The sequence below is a fragment of the Streptococcus koreensis genome, assembly GCF_003627135.1.
In the GTDB taxonomy this organism is placed as follows: domain Bacteria; phylum Bacillota; class Bacilli; order Lactobacillales; family Streptococcaceae; genus Streptococcus; species Streptococcus ilei.
The window spans coordinates 1057512-1073958 of record NZ_CP032620.1 but is presented as its reverse complement, the minus strand read 5'-3'; the positions used below and the strand labels follow the sequence as shown (position 1 = coordinate 1073958).

The 16447-nt window shown below is 43.2% G+C and carries 18 protein-coding genes; 1 reads left to right on the top strand and 17 read right to left on the bottom strand.

Translation table 11 applies throughout. The features are described 5' to 3' along the window. Positions 1 to 451 precede the first annotated feature (451 nt). Positions 452 to 1732, top strand: coding sequence for a uracil-xanthine permease family protein (locus tag D7D50_RS05450; protein WP_023024169.1), 1281 nt, complete (start codon positions 452 to 454; stop codon positions 1730 to 1732). Between the two features lie 31 nt (positions 1733 to 1763). Here the strand turns inward: D7D50_RS05450 and D7D50_RS05445 are convergent, their stop codons facing one another. From D7D50_RS05445 to rsfS, 17 genes are all read right to left on the bottom strand, one after another. Next, the gene (locus D7D50_RS05445) at positions 1764 to 2663 is read right to left on the bottom strand and encodes a DUF4299 family protein (protein WP_120701690.1); all 900 of its coding nucleotides are present in this window, start codon (positions 2661 to 2663) and stop codon (positions 1764 to 1766) included. A gap of 92 nt (positions 2664 to 2755) precedes the next feature. Further along, entirely contained in the window at positions 2756 to 3739 is a 984-nt protein-coding gene (trhO, locus tag D7D50_RS05440; protein ID WP_120701689.1) for an oxygen-dependent tRNA uridine(34) hydroxylase TrhO, read from the bottom strand. 158 nt (positions 3740 to 3897) lie between these two features. Beyond that, entirely contained in the window at positions 3898 to 4374 is a 477-nt protein-coding gene (locus D7D50_RS05435; RefSeq protein WP_120701688.1) for a DUF6773 family protein, read from the bottom strand. A gap of 29 nt (positions 4375 to 4403) precedes the next feature. Continuing rightward, on the bottom strand, positions 4404 to 4598 hold the full coding sequence (locus D7D50_RS05430) for a helix-turn-helix transcriptional regulator (protein ID WP_003005328.1): 195 nt from the start codon (positions 4596 to 4598) through the stop codon (positions 4404 to 4406). Between the two features lie 139 nt (positions 4599 to 4737). Further along, complete coding sequence (locus D7D50_RS05425; RefSeq protein ID WP_120701687.1) at positions 4738 to 5289, bottom strand: ECF-type riboflavin transporter substrate-binding protein; 552 nt, start codon at positions 5287 to 5289, stop codon at positions 4738 to 4740. 13 nt (positions 5290 to 5302) lie between these two features. Next, positions 5303 to 6151: an SAM hydrolase/SAM-dependent halogenase family protein gene (locus D7D50_RS05420; protein ID WP_120701686.1), complete on the bottom strand. Its 849-nt coding sequence runs from the start codon at positions 6149 to 6151 to the stop codon at positions 5303 to 5305. Positions 6152 to 6167: 16 nt separating this feature from the next. Next, positions 6168 to 6740, bottom strand: coding sequence for an MptD family putative ECF transporter S component (locus D7D50_RS05415; protein WP_227877717.1), 573 nt, complete (start codon positions 6738 to 6740; stop codon positions 6168 to 6170). A gap of 20 nt (positions 6741 to 6760) precedes the next feature. Beyond that, positions 6761 to 7453, bottom strand: coding sequence for a methionine ABC transporter permease (locus D7D50_RS05410; protein ID WP_006595735.1), 693 nt, complete (start codon positions 7451 to 7453; stop codon positions 6761 to 6763). Beyond that, on the bottom strand, positions 7450 to 8517 hold the full coding sequence (locus tag D7D50_RS05405) for a methionine ABC transporter ATP-binding protein (protein WP_120701684.1): 1068 nt from the start codon (positions 8515 to 8517) through the stop codon (positions 7450 to 7452). The genes D7D50_RS05410 and D7D50_RS05405 overlap by 4 nt, the downstream gene beginning before the upstream one ends. Next, on the bottom strand, positions 8510 to 9883 hold the full coding sequence (locus D7D50_RS05400) for a M20/M25/M40 family metallo-hydrolase (RefSeq protein WP_120701683.1): 1374 nt from the start codon (positions 9881 to 9883) through the stop codon (positions 8510 to 8512). Before D7D50_RS05400 ends, D7D50_RS05405 begins: the two co-directional genes overlap by 8 nt. 68 nt (positions 9884 to 9951) lie before the next feature. Next, a complete protein-coding gene (locus D7D50_RS05395; RefSeq protein WP_117744609.1) occupies positions 9952 to 10824 on the bottom strand; it encodes a MetQ/NlpA family ABC transporter substrate-binding protein in 873 nt (290 codons plus the stop codon). Positions 10825 to 10857: 33 nt separating this feature from the next. Beyond that, positions 10858 to 11685 (bottom strand): amino acid ABC transporter substrate-binding protein, encoded by an 828-nt coding sequence (locus D7D50_RS05390; RefSeq protein WP_117744610.1) that lies wholly within the window; start codon positions 11683 to 11685, stop codon positions 10858 to 10860. Positions 11686 to 11812: 127 nt separating this feature from the next. Then, positions 11813 to 12955 (bottom strand): amidohydrolase, encoded by a 1143-nt coding sequence (locus D7D50_RS05385; protein ID WP_120701682.1) that lies wholly within the window; start codon positions 12953 to 12955, stop codon positions 11813 to 11815. A 187-nt stretch (positions 12956 to 13142) separates the two neighbouring features. Continuing rightward, complete coding sequence (locus tag D7D50_RS05380) at positions 13143 to 13859, bottom strand: YebC/PmpR family DNA-binding transcriptional regulator (protein ID WP_006146163.1); 717 nt, start codon at positions 13857 to 13859, stop codon at positions 13143 to 13145. A 180-nt stretch (positions 13860 to 14039) separates the two neighbouring features. After that, entirely contained in the window at positions 14040 to 15134 is a 1095-nt protein-coding gene (locus tag D7D50_RS05375) for a nucleotidyltransferase (protein WP_120701681.1), read from the bottom strand. A gap of 6 nt (positions 15135 to 15140) precedes the next feature. Beyond that, entirely contained in the window at positions 15141 to 15881 is a 741-nt protein-coding gene (locus D7D50_RS05370; RefSeq protein ID WP_318057115.1) for a class I SAM-dependent DNA methyltransferase, read from the bottom strand. A 207-nt stretch (positions 15882 to 16088) separates the two neighbouring features. Further along, the gene (gene rsfS, locus D7D50_RS05365) at positions 16089 to 16442 is read right to left on the bottom strand and encodes a ribosome silencing factor (protein ID WP_120701680.1); all 354 of its coding nucleotides are present in this window, start codon (positions 16440 to 16442) and stop codon (positions 16089 to 16091) included. Positions 16443 to 16447: the final 5 nt, after the last annotated feature.

Here is a 16447-nt window from a genome sequence, read left to right as displayed (position 1 = left end):
CTCTTTCATTTATTCTACTTCTAGTCCTCTATTATACCACAAAACCGGCTTCTTTCCTTCTAACAAAGGAGCAAGAAGCCCCACTTGTTCGCCTTTTGTGGTAGGAAACAATACAATTTTCTTCCAAAAGAAAATGAAGAGGGATCACTCAATCACTACGTCAATTGTCGACCTCTTGCCTGATACAATCATGTCACTCTTACTAACCCTCCCTCGCTCTCTCATTTCTAGGCTCGGGAAAAATTCGTTTACAAAACGGCCTCGCTCTCTCATTTCTAGGCTCGGGAAAAATTCGTTTACAAAACGAATTTTTTCTGCTATACTTCTTAGAAGCAAAGGTTTTTAATGTCATCCCGTGAGGTGACAAAGACACAGAATATGAACAATCTGAGGGCCCTTGCTATTCAAAAAAATCATGGGCTCTTTTTTGGTGCCCAAAAGTGAGGTTATTATGAAAGAAGAATCAACTGTTGATTTGCTCCTGGATGTCGACCAAAATCCGGCACCCCTAAAAGGAATCTTATTAAGTTTCCAACACGTTTTTGCCATGTTTGGGGCAACCATCCTGGTACCACTCATCTTAGGCATGCCCGTATCTGTTGCCCTCTTTGCATCAGGTGTTGGGACACTGATCTATATGACTTGTACCGGATTTAAAGTCCCTGTCTACCTCGGCTCTTCCTTCGCCTTCATCACAGCCATGGCTCTGGCGATGAAGGAAATGGGCGGAAAAGTCGATGCGGCCCAAACTGGGGTTATCCTGACTGGTCTGATCTACGTGCTTGTCGCAGCAGGTGTTAAAGTTGCTGGCACTCGCTGGATTGACAAATTGCTTCCTGCAGTTGTCATTGGACCTATGATCATCGTTATTGGTTTAGGTCTTGCAGGATCAGCTGTTAAGAACGCTGGTTTTGTTGAAGGAGGAGACTGGAAAAACGCCCTTGTCGCTGTCGTGACCTTCCTAATCGCTGCCTTCATCAACACCAAAGGAAAAGGCTTCTTCAAAATTATTCCTTTCCTCTTTGCCATTATCGGTGGCTATGTCTTCGCAGTCTGCTTGGGCTTGGTTGACTTCAAACCAGTCCTCAAAGCTAACTGGTTTGAGATTCCTGGCTTCTATCTTCCTTTCAATACAGGTGGTGCCTTCAAACAATACAACTTGTACTTTGGTCCTGAAACTATCGCCATCTTGCCAATCGCTATCGTAACGATTTCAGAACATATCGGTGACCATACGGTGCTTAGCCAAATCTGTGGCCGTCAATTCTTGAAACAACCTGGACTTCATCGTACCCTTCTTGGTGACGGGATTGCAACTTCTGTATCGGCCTTTCTTGGTGGTCCAGCTAATACCACTTATGGAGAAAATACAGGAGTGATTGGGATGACTCGTATTGCTTCTGTTTCCGTTATCCGAAATGCTGCCTTGATCGCTCTTTCTTTGAGCTTCTTTGGTAAATTTACTGCTCTCATTTCTACCATTCCAAACTCTGTTCTCGGTGGGATGTCCATCCTTCTCTACGGGGTGATCGCAAGTAACGGTTTGAAAGTCTTAATCAAAGAACGCGTTGACTTCAGCTTGATGCGCAACCTAATTATTGCAAGTGCCATGTTGGTTCTTGGACTTGGTGGAGCAACACTGAAACTCGGTCCAGTGACCCTGGCAGGAACAGCTCTCTCAGCTATGACAGGAATCATCCTCAACTTGATCTTGCCACACGAATCAAACTAACAAAAAAAGTTCTCAGAATTGAGAACTTTTTTTATTCGAGTTGGGCCAATTGCAACAAGCGTTCCTTGGACAATTTTTTGATTTCAATTTGATTGGCATCCAATAATTCAAATTCACTTGAGTCCAAAGCATCCAGTAGAGCTTCTAAATTCACAGCTGCCACCGGCTTATAACTCTCTGGCATATCGAGATTCCCAGTGATTTCCACTAAGTTCACTTTCCAGTCGATGACCTCATCCATATTGACCTTCTCTACAAACTCTGCAGGCACAAAAGGCACACGTGGCAAAACGGTATCCGTATCTTCTGTTAGACTGTAACTGCCAATGATGCCTCCCGTTTCGTTCTGACGGTAGAAACGGACTTGACTAAAGAAAGCGGAGCTGTATTGTACCTTTTTAACCACTTGACTGAACTCCTCTAAAGGTTGAGGAGAATCTAAGATTTTACGGAGGAGCTCACGATCTAAGATAACAGGATGAGCAAATCCTTGAAGCTGGTATTGATGAAGGTCAGGGTCTTTTTCTAGATTCTGTAAATTCTTCAACAAATAGGTCTCATAGTCAAAAGAGAAAATAGAATCTGCGTCATAGCTGGTCCCCAAATTATCGTGAATCTCATTTCCCAACTGGCGAGCAAGGGCACTGAGCCATTCTAAAATGAGTCGCCAATCTTCAAGGGTTGCAAAATCTGCAAGGATGAACTGATAAGCATGCTCTTGATCCAGATAACGAAGGATGATTGGCAAACAGCTCTTTCCATAGCGGATACACAGCATAGCTGGAAAATCTTTGAGAGAGCGACTAAGCATGGCTTCCTCAAAACTGTAGGTAAGTACTCCCTCCACCAAATTTAATACATCTTTAGCCGGCATCACTTTTTGATAACCAAACATACTCTTTTTATTTCGAATTGAAAACACAACTGACATTTGTTTTCTCCTTTATGTAATCGCTTACCAAATTATAGCACAAATTTTCATGATTTTCCATATAAAAAAACAGCCAAAGGGCTGTTTTTACCTTATGCAGGTTCTCCATCAAGCGTCTCACCGATAACTGCCAAACGCTCGCTAACTTCTGCTTGTGACATCTTGTGTTCTTCAACATAACGATTGCGTGGGTGAACACGACACTCGTGTGAGCAACCACGGAGGTACTTGTCTTCGTTCTCTTCTGAAGTCAAAATCCGACGGTTACAGAAAGGATTTCCACAGTTGACATAGCGTTCGCAAGGTTTACCATCGAACCAGTCTTTTCCGACAACGCTTGGATCGACATGGTTGATATCAACCGCAATGCGCTCGTCAAAGACATACATCTTCCCATCCCACAGTTCTCCTTGAACTTCTGGATCTTTTCCGTAAGTTGCGATACCACCGTGCAATTGGCCGACATCTTTGTAGCCTTCACGGACCATCCAGCCTGAGAATTTCTCACAGCGGACACCACCCGTACAGTATACTACAACCCGTTTGTCCATGAATTTTTCTTTGTTATCACGAACCCATTGTGGCAACTCGCGGAAGTTGCGAATATCTGGACGGATAGCCCCACGGAAGTGTCCAAGGTCGTACTCGTAGTCGTTACGAGTATCAAGGACAACGGTATCTTCGTCTAGAAGAGCTTCTTTAAACTCTTTTGGAGACAAGTAAGCACCTGTTGTTTCAAGGGGGTTGATGTCCTCATCAAAGTTTTCATCCTCTAACCCAAGGTGAACGATTTCTTTTTTGTAGCGAACAAACATCTTCTTGAAAGCTTGCTCTTCTTCCTCATCCATCTTGAACCAGAGGTCTTCCATACCTGGAAGGCTGTGAACATAGTCCATGTACTTTTGCGTAGTTTCGTAGTCGCCAGAAACAGTTCCGTTAATCCCTTCGTCAGCGACTAGGATACGCCCTTTGAGGCCAATCGACTTACAGAAAGCCAAGTGGTCTGCCGCAAATTGTTCTGCGTTTTCGATGGGAACATATTTATAGTAAAGTAAGACACGAATAGGTTTTGCCATAAGATTCTCTTTTCTAAGATTAAATTATCAGAATTTTTCATTCAACTATACCAGTATACTCTCCCAAGAAAACGAATGCAATTTATTTGACCGAAAAATAAAAGCCTGGGACTCCAGACTTTTATTCAAATTCTTTAAAAACTTTTTAGGCTACCCCCTTAGTCCTCTAATTCTGCCTCGATCTTCTTCTGTTTTTTCCGATTGATGAAGGCGAGTGGTTTTTCTAACAGATAAGTCAGAAAGGCAAAGATTAGAATGGCAAGAACGATTTTGAGCAGATACTTGGGACTAAGCATAAAGCTCATCGTTTCCCGCTTTCCAATCACATCCGTTGCGACCACAAATAAGGCAAATAAGATACCTGAGCCAATGCGACTGAACCAGCTGTCTGTTTCTAACATATCTCGAACATCAATCCCAGAACTAATCCTTCTGACAAGGGCATAAGCTCCCATGGCAATCAAGAGAATGAGCTCTGGTATATAGGCTAGTAGGTCCAAGTCCAGGATACTAGCTTTCACAAAGGCGGATACTGCAATAAAGCAGGTCATTCCAAGAACAAGTTCCCCCGCAATTTTTCCATCAATCAGCATGGTCCGTTCATCTTTTACAATTGGTTCTTTCTTTTGTTTCATATGATTCCTCTTTCTATTGTTAAAAACTGTTACTCCCAGAACAGTTGATCCAGTGTCTTATCCAATGTCTTACAAATGGCCAGGCAGAGGCTGAGGGTTGGATTGTATTTCCCTGCCTCAATCAGGCCAATGGTCTGGCGGGTCACCCCGATGGCATCTGCAAGATCCCCCTGGGTCATATCGTGCTCGACCCGGGCCATTTTTAATTTGAGATTTTTCGCCACAGGCTTTTCCTTTCTTGTTTTTATAGCTCTATTATACACTATATTTTATATTTTGCAATATATATTTTACATTTTGTAAAAAATATTTTCGATACACAAAAAAAAGCCTGGATTCCCAGGCTTTTTTTCTTATTTTCTATTAATCTTTAGACAAACTTCCATCTTTTGTTTGGGTACGAGCATAGGCAATCAAGAGGAGTGAACCTGCAATAGCTACCACTAAAGCATTGACAGAACCCGCAACAACACCTTGTAAGAAGACTTTATTTGGATTATCGTGGTAGATCAAGACATCCCCAACCGGAGCAATCAATCCCCAAATAAGCAAGTTGGCAATGACTTGCACAACGTTAAAAACGATCAATTCTTTCTTGGTCACTTCTCCTTTGAGGTCACCGATTTGTTTGCGGAACAAACCAACAAAGAGACCAAACAAGCCACTAGAAATGATCCAAGTCCACCAAAGACCACCTGACATAGCGTCCTTAATAGCATGACCAATCACGCCCATCAAGAAACCAACAATCGGACCAAAGATCACACTAAAGAGAGCTTGAAGAGCAAACTGCAACTGAATGCTCGTATTTGGAGCTGGCGCCGGAATTGGAATCATCGCAATGACCACAAAGAGGGCTGCTCCAACCCCAATGGCTACAACATCCTTAATTGAAAAAGCTTGTTTTTGTTTCATATTATATCTCCTATTAATTTTCTATTTTTCTAATCTCAATATGCCAAGAAGCCCCAACTCCTACATTATAGGCCTTGGCAAAAGATCCCTGGTTGATGGCAAGACCAACACGGTAGAGGGAATTGATATAAAGGATTGGCTGGCCAATCCGCACATCGGCGAAGGACTTGCCATAGGTCACTTGGTTTTGGTAAACCAGCATGTCATTGTTATAGATGGTTACTTCAAAGCGTTCCCCAAATTCGGGTTCCAAATGATTAAACTCTTCCCGAGTAATCGAGGTCCAAAGAGAACCAAAACGTACATCCAAGATGTCAACGGCTCCTTTGACAAGATTATTCTCTATAACAGTTTCCACCACTGGGATTTCTACAATGTGTTCGACACTGAGCTCTGGACCCACTTCCTCAAAGCTGATATGCCCACTGGCCAACTTAGCTCCTGTATAGGCATAGACATCACGCCCGTGGAAGGTATAAGAAAATTCAGTATTGGCCCGACGGTTTTTGACCTCTGAAATCTCACGAATGGCAACGATCCCTACATGTTTCTTGATAAAAGATAGGGTTCCATTATCCGGAGTAACAATGTATTGATTCTTCGCTGTTTTAGCTACGACGCTCTTTCGTTTAGAGCCGACACCCGGATCAACGACCGAAACAAAGGTCGTTCCTTCTGGCCAGTAATCCACCGTTTGAAAGAGGCGGTAACTTCCTTCAAAGATATTATAAGGTGTGATGTCATGGGTCAAGTGGTGAATCTTGAGGGTTGGTGATTCTTCTAAAGCAACCCCGATCATAGCAGAGACAGCCCCATCTACCAGACCAAAATCTGACTGAAGGACTAGTAAATTATTGTGCATATTTCTTCTCCATCTCTTATTTTCTATCTAGCTTTTGATAGACCAATTGTCCAAGAAGATAACCTAGTAGAGCTCCAAGAAGAAGGGTCAATAAAAACCAGCTTACTGTCTCTATATTCGACGGTACCATAACGCGTTCAATATAATCCATCGCTTTCCCACGTGCTAGTAAAGAAGCACGGTAACTAGCCGGTTGAATCCACATCATCAGAATGGGCCCTGTCGTCGTAAAGGAAAAGAGGAGGAAAGAAAGCGCATTGCCTACCTTCGACTGGTAGTGTCCACGGGCTGCGACCAATTCGGCCAAAAGACCTCCAATAACAGCAAGAAGAAAGGCTCCAGCCCCATGATGGGTGAAAAGGAAAAAGGCACCAATCACAAGAGCGACTATTAGAATGGCTCCTGTTCGTTGAATTTTTTCAACATAGACTCGATAGATCCCTCCACCCACTAGGGCGGAGAAAGCTGGAGCATAAAACATATTTCCTCGATTGTCTACCAGACTTCCAAGTAGGACGCCTAAGCCAATGGCAAGAAAGTACAGGCCTGCAAAGGCTGCAACCTGCTTAAACTGATGTTTCTGTATCATTTTATATACCTTACCCATCCTCACCGGTGACTAATTTTCTTGGTCAAGAAATCACCAATAAATTGAATAAAGAAAATCAACAGCAGAATCAAGAAGGTTGCTAGTAAGGTGACATCATTATTAAAGCGTTGGTAACCATAAGAAATAGCGACATTTCCTAGACCTCCCGCTCCAATCGCTCCCGCCATAGCTGTTTCACCAACCAAGGAAATGAGGGTCACGGTTGTGACGCGAATCAAATCAGGAAGTCCTTCACGAAGATAGACACCAACAATATCCCAGAAGGTTGCACCACTTGCTTGGGCCGCTTCAATCACACCTCGGTCAAGCTCAGATAAAACGACTTGAACTTGGCGGGCAAAGAAAGGAAAGACAGCTAAAGATAGGGGAACTAAGGCTGCCGTAGGACCAATCCCAGTTCCGACAATCATACGAGTAAAGGGATTAATCAAGGCTAGCAAGATGATAAAAGGAATCGCACGGAAGATGGAAGTGATTTTATCCAAGATATGGAAAACCAATTTATTCTCGATAATCCCACCAGGTGCTGTCAAGACCAGTAATAAACCTGCAATTAAGCCCAATAAACCACCAATCACAAAAGAGATAAAGGTCATGTAAAGGGTCAGATAAATCGCTGTCCCCCATCCAGCTTGGCCACTCCAGCCCATCCGATAAACATTTGGTAGATAGGTTTGAATAAAGTCAATCATGCATTACTCCCTTCTTTTAAGACACGCACAGAAACACCAGCTGCTTGTAAATCCCGCTGTGCTGCAGATAGATTCGTTGCTTCCCCAGTTAGGATAACAACCAATTCACCAACAGGGGTATGATCCAAAATTTCAATATTTCCGTGTAGAATATTTGCAGACACTTGGTACTGTTTATAAATATCGTTAATAATCGCTGTGTCTGTCACCGAACCAGAATATTTCAAATGGGCTAAAACAGAATCAGCTGGCAATTGCTTAACAATTTGTTGCTGGTTGATTTTCACCATGGCTTCATCGATTCCTGTTGCTGTTGTGATGAAGTCTTGCGTCAATTCATTCTTAGGATTAGAGAAGATATCTAAAACAGAACCTTCTTCAATCAATTCACCATTTTGCATGACAGCCACTCGATTGGCAATGTCTTTAACGATCTGCATTTCATGGGTAATCAAGACCACTGTCAAGCCCAACTTCTGATTCAGCTCTTGCAGAAGAGCAAGGATTTGTTTGGTCGTTTTTGGATCTAGGGCGGATGTTGATTCGTCAGAAATCAAAATCTTTGGATCGTTGGCGAGCGCACGCGCAATCGCCACCCGTTGTTTTTGTCCACCTGACAATTGAGCAGGATAGTTGTCCGCCCGATCTGACAGTCCAACTAGCTCCAACAACTTGGCTACTTTTTCAGCCTTTTGCTCTTTAGATAAGTCTGAATGTTTGAGGGCAAAAGCCACGTTTTCAGCAGCGGTCATTTGGGCCATTAGATTGAAATGTTGGAAAATCATACCAATGTCCCGACGTTTTTGGCGTAAAGCAGCCGCATTTAGGGTCACCTGATCTTGATAGATGACATCCCCATCTACGGTGATCGTTCCTGCTGACGGTACTTGCAAGAGATTGATGACCCGTACAAGAGTTGATTTCCCTGCTCCAGAATAACCAACAATCCCGTAAATATCCCCTTCATTGATATGAATGGTCACATCCTTCACGGCTACAATTTCCCGTTTTTTCTGATGAAAGGTAACATCGATATGGTCCAATTTGATAATTTCTTTACTCATAACTTGTGATTAACTCCTTAATTAATTCAATATGGGTATAGTAGTCAGCAATTTTCACATTCTCATCCCCACCATGATCTCGACTATTGGCATTTCCGATTCCAAAGGCAGCCATAGGAACTTGCAAGGCCTCAAAGACCGTATGCATGGGACCAGTGCCTGCAGTTGTTGGAAGGACACAGACCCCTTCTGGATAAAAGCGTTTGGCCAGATCAATGACATTGAGAATGGAAGGCGCACTCATATCGCTCCGATAACTCATTTCCCCTAGTGTATAGACGAGATCAATCTTCTCAAAGCCATTTTTATCCAACTGAGCACGAATCAATTCTAAGACTTGTTTGGGTTCCAAGCCAGGCACCAACCGAACTTCCATCTTGGCTCGAGCTTCTGCAGGTAGAATGGTTTTGACTCCTTGACCCTGATAGCCTGTCCCCAAGCCTTCAATGTTCATAGCTGGTTCAAAATAAAATCGTTTCAAGAACTCACTGCGTTCCTCTTTCAAGATAGGCAATTGGAGATTGTAAATCTCAGTCACATCGTTTGCTGTCTTATTGGCATAACGGTCAATCAAGGCCAATTCCCGCTCGTTAGGCTCCTCAATCAAATCATAGAGGCCATCCACCAAGATGCGACCGTCTTTATCTCGAAGGCTGGACAAAGCATTGAGCAGATACCAGGATGCTGACTCCACCACCCCACCATAGCTGGAATGGATATCCACATCTGCACTTTTGACCACCATGTCAAAGGTAACAATCCCCTTGTTTCCACCTGAGATTTCCAGTTCCCCTTGTTGGTTACGGGTCCCTTGTTCCCAGACTAAGAGGTCTGCCCCACGCAAGTGTTTTTTGTGCTTAGCTAGATACTTGTCCAGATCTGTTGAGGCAGATTCTTCTGCTCCTTCGATGATAAAGGTAATGTTAACCGGAAGGTCACCATTCTCACGGATATATTTTCGAATAGCCGTCAAGCGTGCGGTAATATGCCCCTTGTCGTCATCTACCCCTCGACCATACATGGTCCCATAATGGACCGAAAGCGTGAAGGGATCACTTGTCCAAGACTGGTCGCCATCTGCTGGAACTGTATCGTAATGGTTGTAGAAAATGATGGTCTTCGCATCCGGATTGGGTGAAACAAATTTAGCAATAACAAATGGCGCTGTATAACTGTCATCAACAGTTACCTTAGCCCCTGCAGCTGTGAAGATTTCTCCCAAGTAGGTTGCCACTTCTTTTAGACCAATCTGCTGGGCAAAGATGGAGCGCTTGGAGATGAGAGTTCTTAGGACTTCAAAATAATGCTGAGCGACCTCATCGATTTCAAATTTGCGTATTTGTTCTGTCTCTCTTGGATTCGACATCATTTCCTCCTACTATACACGATAAGAGGTAGAGAAAATCTTCTCCACCTCTCTATTCATCCTCTTGATTACCAAACTGGTTGGTCCATACCGTCTGAAGATTCTTCAATCACTTTCTTCACATTATCAGTATGGTAAGCTTTAATAATAGCTTCGATTGCTTTCGCTTTATCAGATGATTTCCAATCTTTCTTAGCTGCAATCAAGTTGTACCATTGTTTAGAATTGCTGTTTGCTTTTTCTACAAAGAGAGCTTTCTTGTAATCAATACCTGCTTCACGAACAAAAGTGTTATTGATGATCGCTGCATCAACTGATGGAAGTGAAGAAGCTGTTTGAGAAGCGTCCAACTCAGAAATTGTCAAATTCTTTGGATTGTCTTTGATGTTGCTGATGGTAGCCAATTCCCCATCTTTTGTATCCAACTTGATCAAACCAGCTGATTCTAATACATACAAAGCACGGCTTTCGTTTGTTGGGTCGTTGGGTACTGCAATCGTTCCTTTTTCAGGAATGTCTTTCACATCTGTGTATTTATTTTTCCCATCTTTTGTACCAGAGTAAAGACGGATTGGCGCAATGTAAGTATCTGCAACAGAAACTAGGTCTGCGTTGTTTTCTTTGTTCCAGTTTTCAAGATAGTTGTAATGTTGGAAAGCATTGATATCCACATCGCCATCACGAACAGCTTGGTTTGGTTGAGAATAGTCTGTAAACTCAGTGAATTCCAACTTGATGTTTGCTTTTGCGTCATCCAAGTTCTTTTGCACTTCTTTCCAACGAGCTTCTTCTGTATCGCTTAAGCTCATCACCCCAACTTTAACAGTTGTCACACCATCTTTATCAGATGATTTAGATGATTTTGAAGAACCACATGCTGCTAAAGCAAATGTTGCAACGGTAGCAAGAGCTGCTACTCCAAAAAGTTTTGTTAATTTCATATTCTTTTCTCCTTATGATGTTTTTAAATAACCTTATTTAATATCAGAAGCTTCTGGAAGGAAAGTTCCACCGAAGTACTTCTTAGACAATTTTTCCAGTGTCCCATCTTCGTACAATTCTTTGATCCGTTTGTTGACGAAGGTTTCCAATTCTTTCTCACCTTTAGCAAGGATTGGGTATACGTATGGTTGTTTATCGCTTGGTAGTTCGATGACCTCCAAGTTATCCAAGCCTTGGTCCTTGATGATGGCCTCAACTGTCAAACGTTCAAAAATCTTATAATCTGAACGGCCATCGCTCAAATTAGCCAGAATGGATTGGATGGTACCCTCTGTATATTTGAGCTCTGTTGGATTATCCTTGTGCTCTTCATTGTAGGCTTCCAACTGTTTCGCTGTAGATGTACCTTGGATGACCTCTGTAGACTTGCCACCGATATCATCTAATGACTTGATGCCTGATCCTTTTTTAACCACTAAGACCACTGGGTTCTTTGCGTAAGGATTTGGATACAAGTATTTTTCCGCACGTTTTTCATCGTAGCTAAGGTTGCTGACACCGATTTGGTAACGATCACCGTCTAAGCCTGCAAAGATTGAAGACCACTCCGTCTTATTAAAGTTGACTTCATATTTATCTGATCCTTTGAAGATTTCACGCATGACTTCGATTTCATAACCCGTCAATTCCCCATCCTTATCATAAGTGAAGGGTTTGGTTGTTCCAACCGTAGCGACTTCAATGGTCCGTTTTCCACTTGATTGACTTGATGACTTTGATGAGCAGGCTACCAAAGTCCCAACTGCCGCCAAGCCCACAAGACTCAAACCAACATATTTGATGAATTTATTCAATTTCATTTGTTCTCCTTTTCACTAAAATTGTTTATTCCTCTGTAAAAAAACAGCTTTTTCCATCATATCAAAATTCCTAACTCTTGGGTATTATATTTTCTTTATAGAGGTGATAGGTTTTATCTATCACGTCTCATTTGGTTGAAAATTTTTCCAGCAAAGCGAGGGCATTTTCTACGTAATAGGGAACCGATACTGCAAAAGCAGCATCATCTATGACCATGCTATCATGGTGGAGATCCGGTGCATCCGGTGCACCATTCGATCCAATAAAAGCAAAAACCCCTGGGATTTTCTCCTGATAAAAGGCGAAATCTTCACCCGCTGTCGATGGCTGAGCCTCTACAACTTCTGCAAAAGACTTAGACCAGCGAAAGACTTTTTTAGCCAAGGCCTTATCATTATAGGTGACCGGGGGCGTCTTGCCCCATTCAAACTGGACCATGACTCCTGTACTATTGGAGATTTGCTCAATCACGCGAATGAAATCCGCTTTTAGGCGTTTCTGGAGATCTGGATTAAAGGTTCGAATAGTTCCTTCAAAATAACCAGACTTTGGTAGAACATTCCAGGTTGAACCAGCTTCGATATGGGTCACAGATAGAACGGCTGTCTCAAATGGCGAAACCGTGCGAGAGACCAAGGTCTGCAACTGCTGGACCATACTAGTGATTGCTACAACAGTGTCCAAACCGAGATCCGGCCTGGCAGCATGACTGCTCACCCCAGTGACAGTCACCTTAAATTTTTCAACCCCTGCCATCATAGCTCCTGGGCGCAAGGCCAACTGACCCGCAGGCAAAGACGGCATATTGTGAAAGCCAAGGATAGCCTCTACATCTTCTAGGTGTCCGGTCGCTAATACAGCAGATGCTCCCTCAGAAGTCTCCTCAGCTGGCTGAAAGATGAATCGAATCGTTCCCTTTAAGTCCGCTTCCATACCTTTTAGGACTTCTGCAGCCCCTAAGAGGCTCACCTGGTGGAAGTCATGACCACAGGCATGCATGACACCAGGGTTTTGACTTTGATAGTCGAGACCCGTGTTCTCCTGAATTGGAAGGGCATCAATATCTGCGCGAAGGGCAATGATAGGTTTACCCTGCCCAATTTCAGCAATCAAGCCTGTTTTTAATCCACTGTTTAAAATGCGTACACCAAGCTTTTCCAAATAGGCTTTGAGATAAGCTGTGGTTTGGTATTCTTGTCCAGACAATTCTGGATGCTGATGCACATAATGCCGAATGGGCACTAGATGTTCATAGGAAAATGAAACCATTTCTCGTCCCCTTTCTAGCATAGTTCTATTCTATCACTGTGATCTCTATTCGTCTAATTCCTATTTTTTTCTCTCAGTTATAGCTAGGGACTATATCATTGTTTTCATGACCTCTCCCACCTTTCCTAAAAAGCCGAAGCACAAGAAAAAAACCTTTGAAGAAATCATCTTCAAAGGTCTATTTCTATTAGAATCCATCTACGTTGGTGTAGATCTTTTGAACATCTTCGTCGTCTTCAAGAACACTGTAGAGTTTTTCAAAGGTTTCCAAGTCTTCCCCTGACAATTCCACTTCTGACTGAGGAATCATCTCCAATTCAGTCACTTGGAATTCTTCGATACCTGATTCACGCAAGGCAACGATAGCCTTGTGAAGGTCAGTTGGAGCTGTGTAAACAGTGATGGTTCCTTCTTCTGCTTCGACATCGTCTACATCCACATCTGCCTCGAGCAAAAGCTCAAAGATAGCATCCGCATCGTCACCAGCAAAGACGATGACACCCTTGTTGTCAAAGAGGTAAGATACAGAACCAGAAGCTCCCATGTTCCCACCATTTTTACCAAAAGCCGCACGGACATTGGCAGCTGTACGGTTAACGTTTGACGTCAAGGTATCAACGATCAACATAGAACCATTTGGTCCGAACCCTTCGTAACGTCCTTCTGTAAAGGTTTCGTCCGTGTTTCCTTTTGCCTTATCGATCGCTTTATCAATCACGTGTTTTGGCACTTGCGCTTGTTTAGCACGGTCGATAACGAATTTCAAAGCAGTATTCAATTCTGGATCTGGTTCACCTTTTTTAGCGGCTACATAGATCTCAACACCAAATTTGGCATATACTTTTGAGTTGGCACCATCTTTGGCAGTTTTCTTGGCTACAATATTGGCCCATTTACGTCCCATGAGGATTCTCCTTGTGTTTGGTTCATATTATTTTCAATCTTTAACATTATATCACAAATCGCCTAACTTAGACTAGAATTTTCTATTTTTAACGGTGGATTTTATTGGAATTTTCTTCCAGCAGAGAACTTGATAATTCTATATCAGCTATCAAAAAATCCCCACCCTCAAGTAAACTGTTTATTCTTCCACTCTCATTGGCACCCGGCCCCAGGTTTGTTCCGGTAGTTGGGGATGGCCCAATTGATAGACTTGGTCTGCTTGCTGGCTCAAGGCATCCCAAGGTTCTCTGCCAATTCGTGTCACAACGTTCACTTGACCTTTTAGTGACTTGAGGTGGGCTTGGCCTTTTTCAGTAAAGCCCAAGACATGGATAGCGGTCGGCAAGATTTCTTCTCTCGCACCTACTAAGATATAAGTCAAAATGCGGCGCACACGCGCCTTGGTATAGCGCTTGGTCGCCACCTGGTTAACCAAGTCTTCCACAGAGCTCGCGCTTCGAATGGCATCCTTTATCCGATTGGCCAGTTCTTCATTGACCTGAAATATCTGTGTCAGATCCGGATGGGTTAGGATTTGATAATTGAGCAGTTGAAAATAATCTTCCCAAGTCACCTGCGGAGCCGACTGAAAGAGTTGGCTATTGGGCATAAATTTGTCAACAAAGTCCTGATCTTCCTTGTTAAGGCGAAGACTCGTAGCAGAAGCATAGGCCACTTCTTTTTCTTCTGAATGGTAGCCCGCTCCCTGCCGTTGGATGGGCTTAAGCGCAATCGCCTTCCCAGCACAAGCCTTGGCATAAGCCAAGCCCAAGATATGGTTGGGAGTAGCCCCTGTAAACTCCACTCCAGCAAAGGTTTCCCACATCTTTTGGGTCTTTTGTGGATAGGATAAATCTTCTGGAAGACTTCGTAGGAAAGCTTCCATTTCTCTTTTTTTCTCAGAGTAAACTGTCGCAATCGCTTGGTAATCCAAGACTTCTTCTGTCCCAAAGGTCAATTGATCAATTCCCAGACGGGACAAGATCTCCACCGCGCCCTTGGCAAAATGGTCAGCTGACTGAACAGCCACGAGAAAGGGGAGCTCGACCACCAGGTCCGCTCCATTTTCCAAAGCCATCTGGGCTCGCGTCCACTTGTCTACAATGGCAGGCTCACCACGTTGGACAAAATTCCCGGACATAGCCACAATCTTCAGCCCCTCTGCCTGTTTCAGCAGGTACTTGTGCCCATTGTGAAAGGGATTAAATTCTGCAATAATACCTGTAACTGTCATACTGTCCTACTTCTGTGCCACGAAGAACCATCGTTTGCTGGTCTTTGTCGGCTCCTTATCTTCAAAGTCTGCGTACAATTTGAAAGATTTAAAGCCAGCCTGCTCCAATAAGATATCATAGGTCAAGACTTCATAGGTGCGCTCCTCATGGACTTCATCATGGCGACTAAAGGAGCCATCCTCTTCTTGGACGAAGAAGGTCAGCTCATGGACAATCGAATGAGGTTCTTCATCCTCGTAGGTATCCCAGAGCATGGCAAAATCTTCCGCATTTTCATGGTAAGAATAGCCTGGAAAAACCTCATCAGTCTGGTAGGTCGAATGGACATCAAAGATAAAAACACCATCTTCATTAAGAGCATTATAGACTTCTTTGAAGACATCTCCCACTTCTACTTCGTCTTGCATGTAGCAGATGGAATCGGAATAGCAGGTCACAAAGTCGTAGCTACCTGCTTGCGACAAGTCCAGCATATTGCCCTCGATAAAATCAATCTTTTGCTTGGCTGAAGCCGCTCTTTTCTCAGCGATTTTCAGCATATCAGAACTCAGGTCAAACCCTGTCACATCAAAACCAGCTTGGGAAAAGCGGACAGACTGAATCCCTGTCCCACACGCCAATTCCAGTAATTTTTTCTTATCTTTTGTCTTTGGGAGATGGCGGAGGGAAAAATCCGTCCACAAATCATACAGCCTGTCATCCATAACGGCATCATAGACAGCCGCAAAGGTTTCATAAGTCGCCATAATCATGATACAAAGAGCGTTAAAGACATAGAGAAAATAGAAAGCTTTCCGACGTATCATCAGACACCAAGAAAGTTACTCTGTTTCTCACAGCTTTTAGCTCGTGTTCCGTTACCAACCTAACCAAACACGAGGCCCCATCCTTTCTTTCCATAGAATTTCAATTTAACCAACAAAACCCAGTTGTCACCAACTGAGTTTACCTGCTTATGCTAGGGCTGCTGAAAGATCGACAGCACTTGCTTCATGCCAGAGCTTTTCTAGGTTATAATGAGCACGCATTTCTTCTGAAAAGACATGGACCACTACACCACCTAGGTCAAGAAGGACCCAACCTCCAGCTGAATTCCCTTCTACATGGCTAGCATTAAAGCCAGCTTCAACAACCTTCTCACGAATATTTTCTGCGATAGCTTCCAACTGACGGCTATTCATAGAGCTCGCGATAACAAAGTAGTCTGTCACACTGGTCAAGCTTTGAACATCCAAAGCTACAATATCTTCTGCACGTTTTTCATCGGCAGCTTTAACAACAAGTTCAAGTAATTCTTTTTCTTTCATTTAGT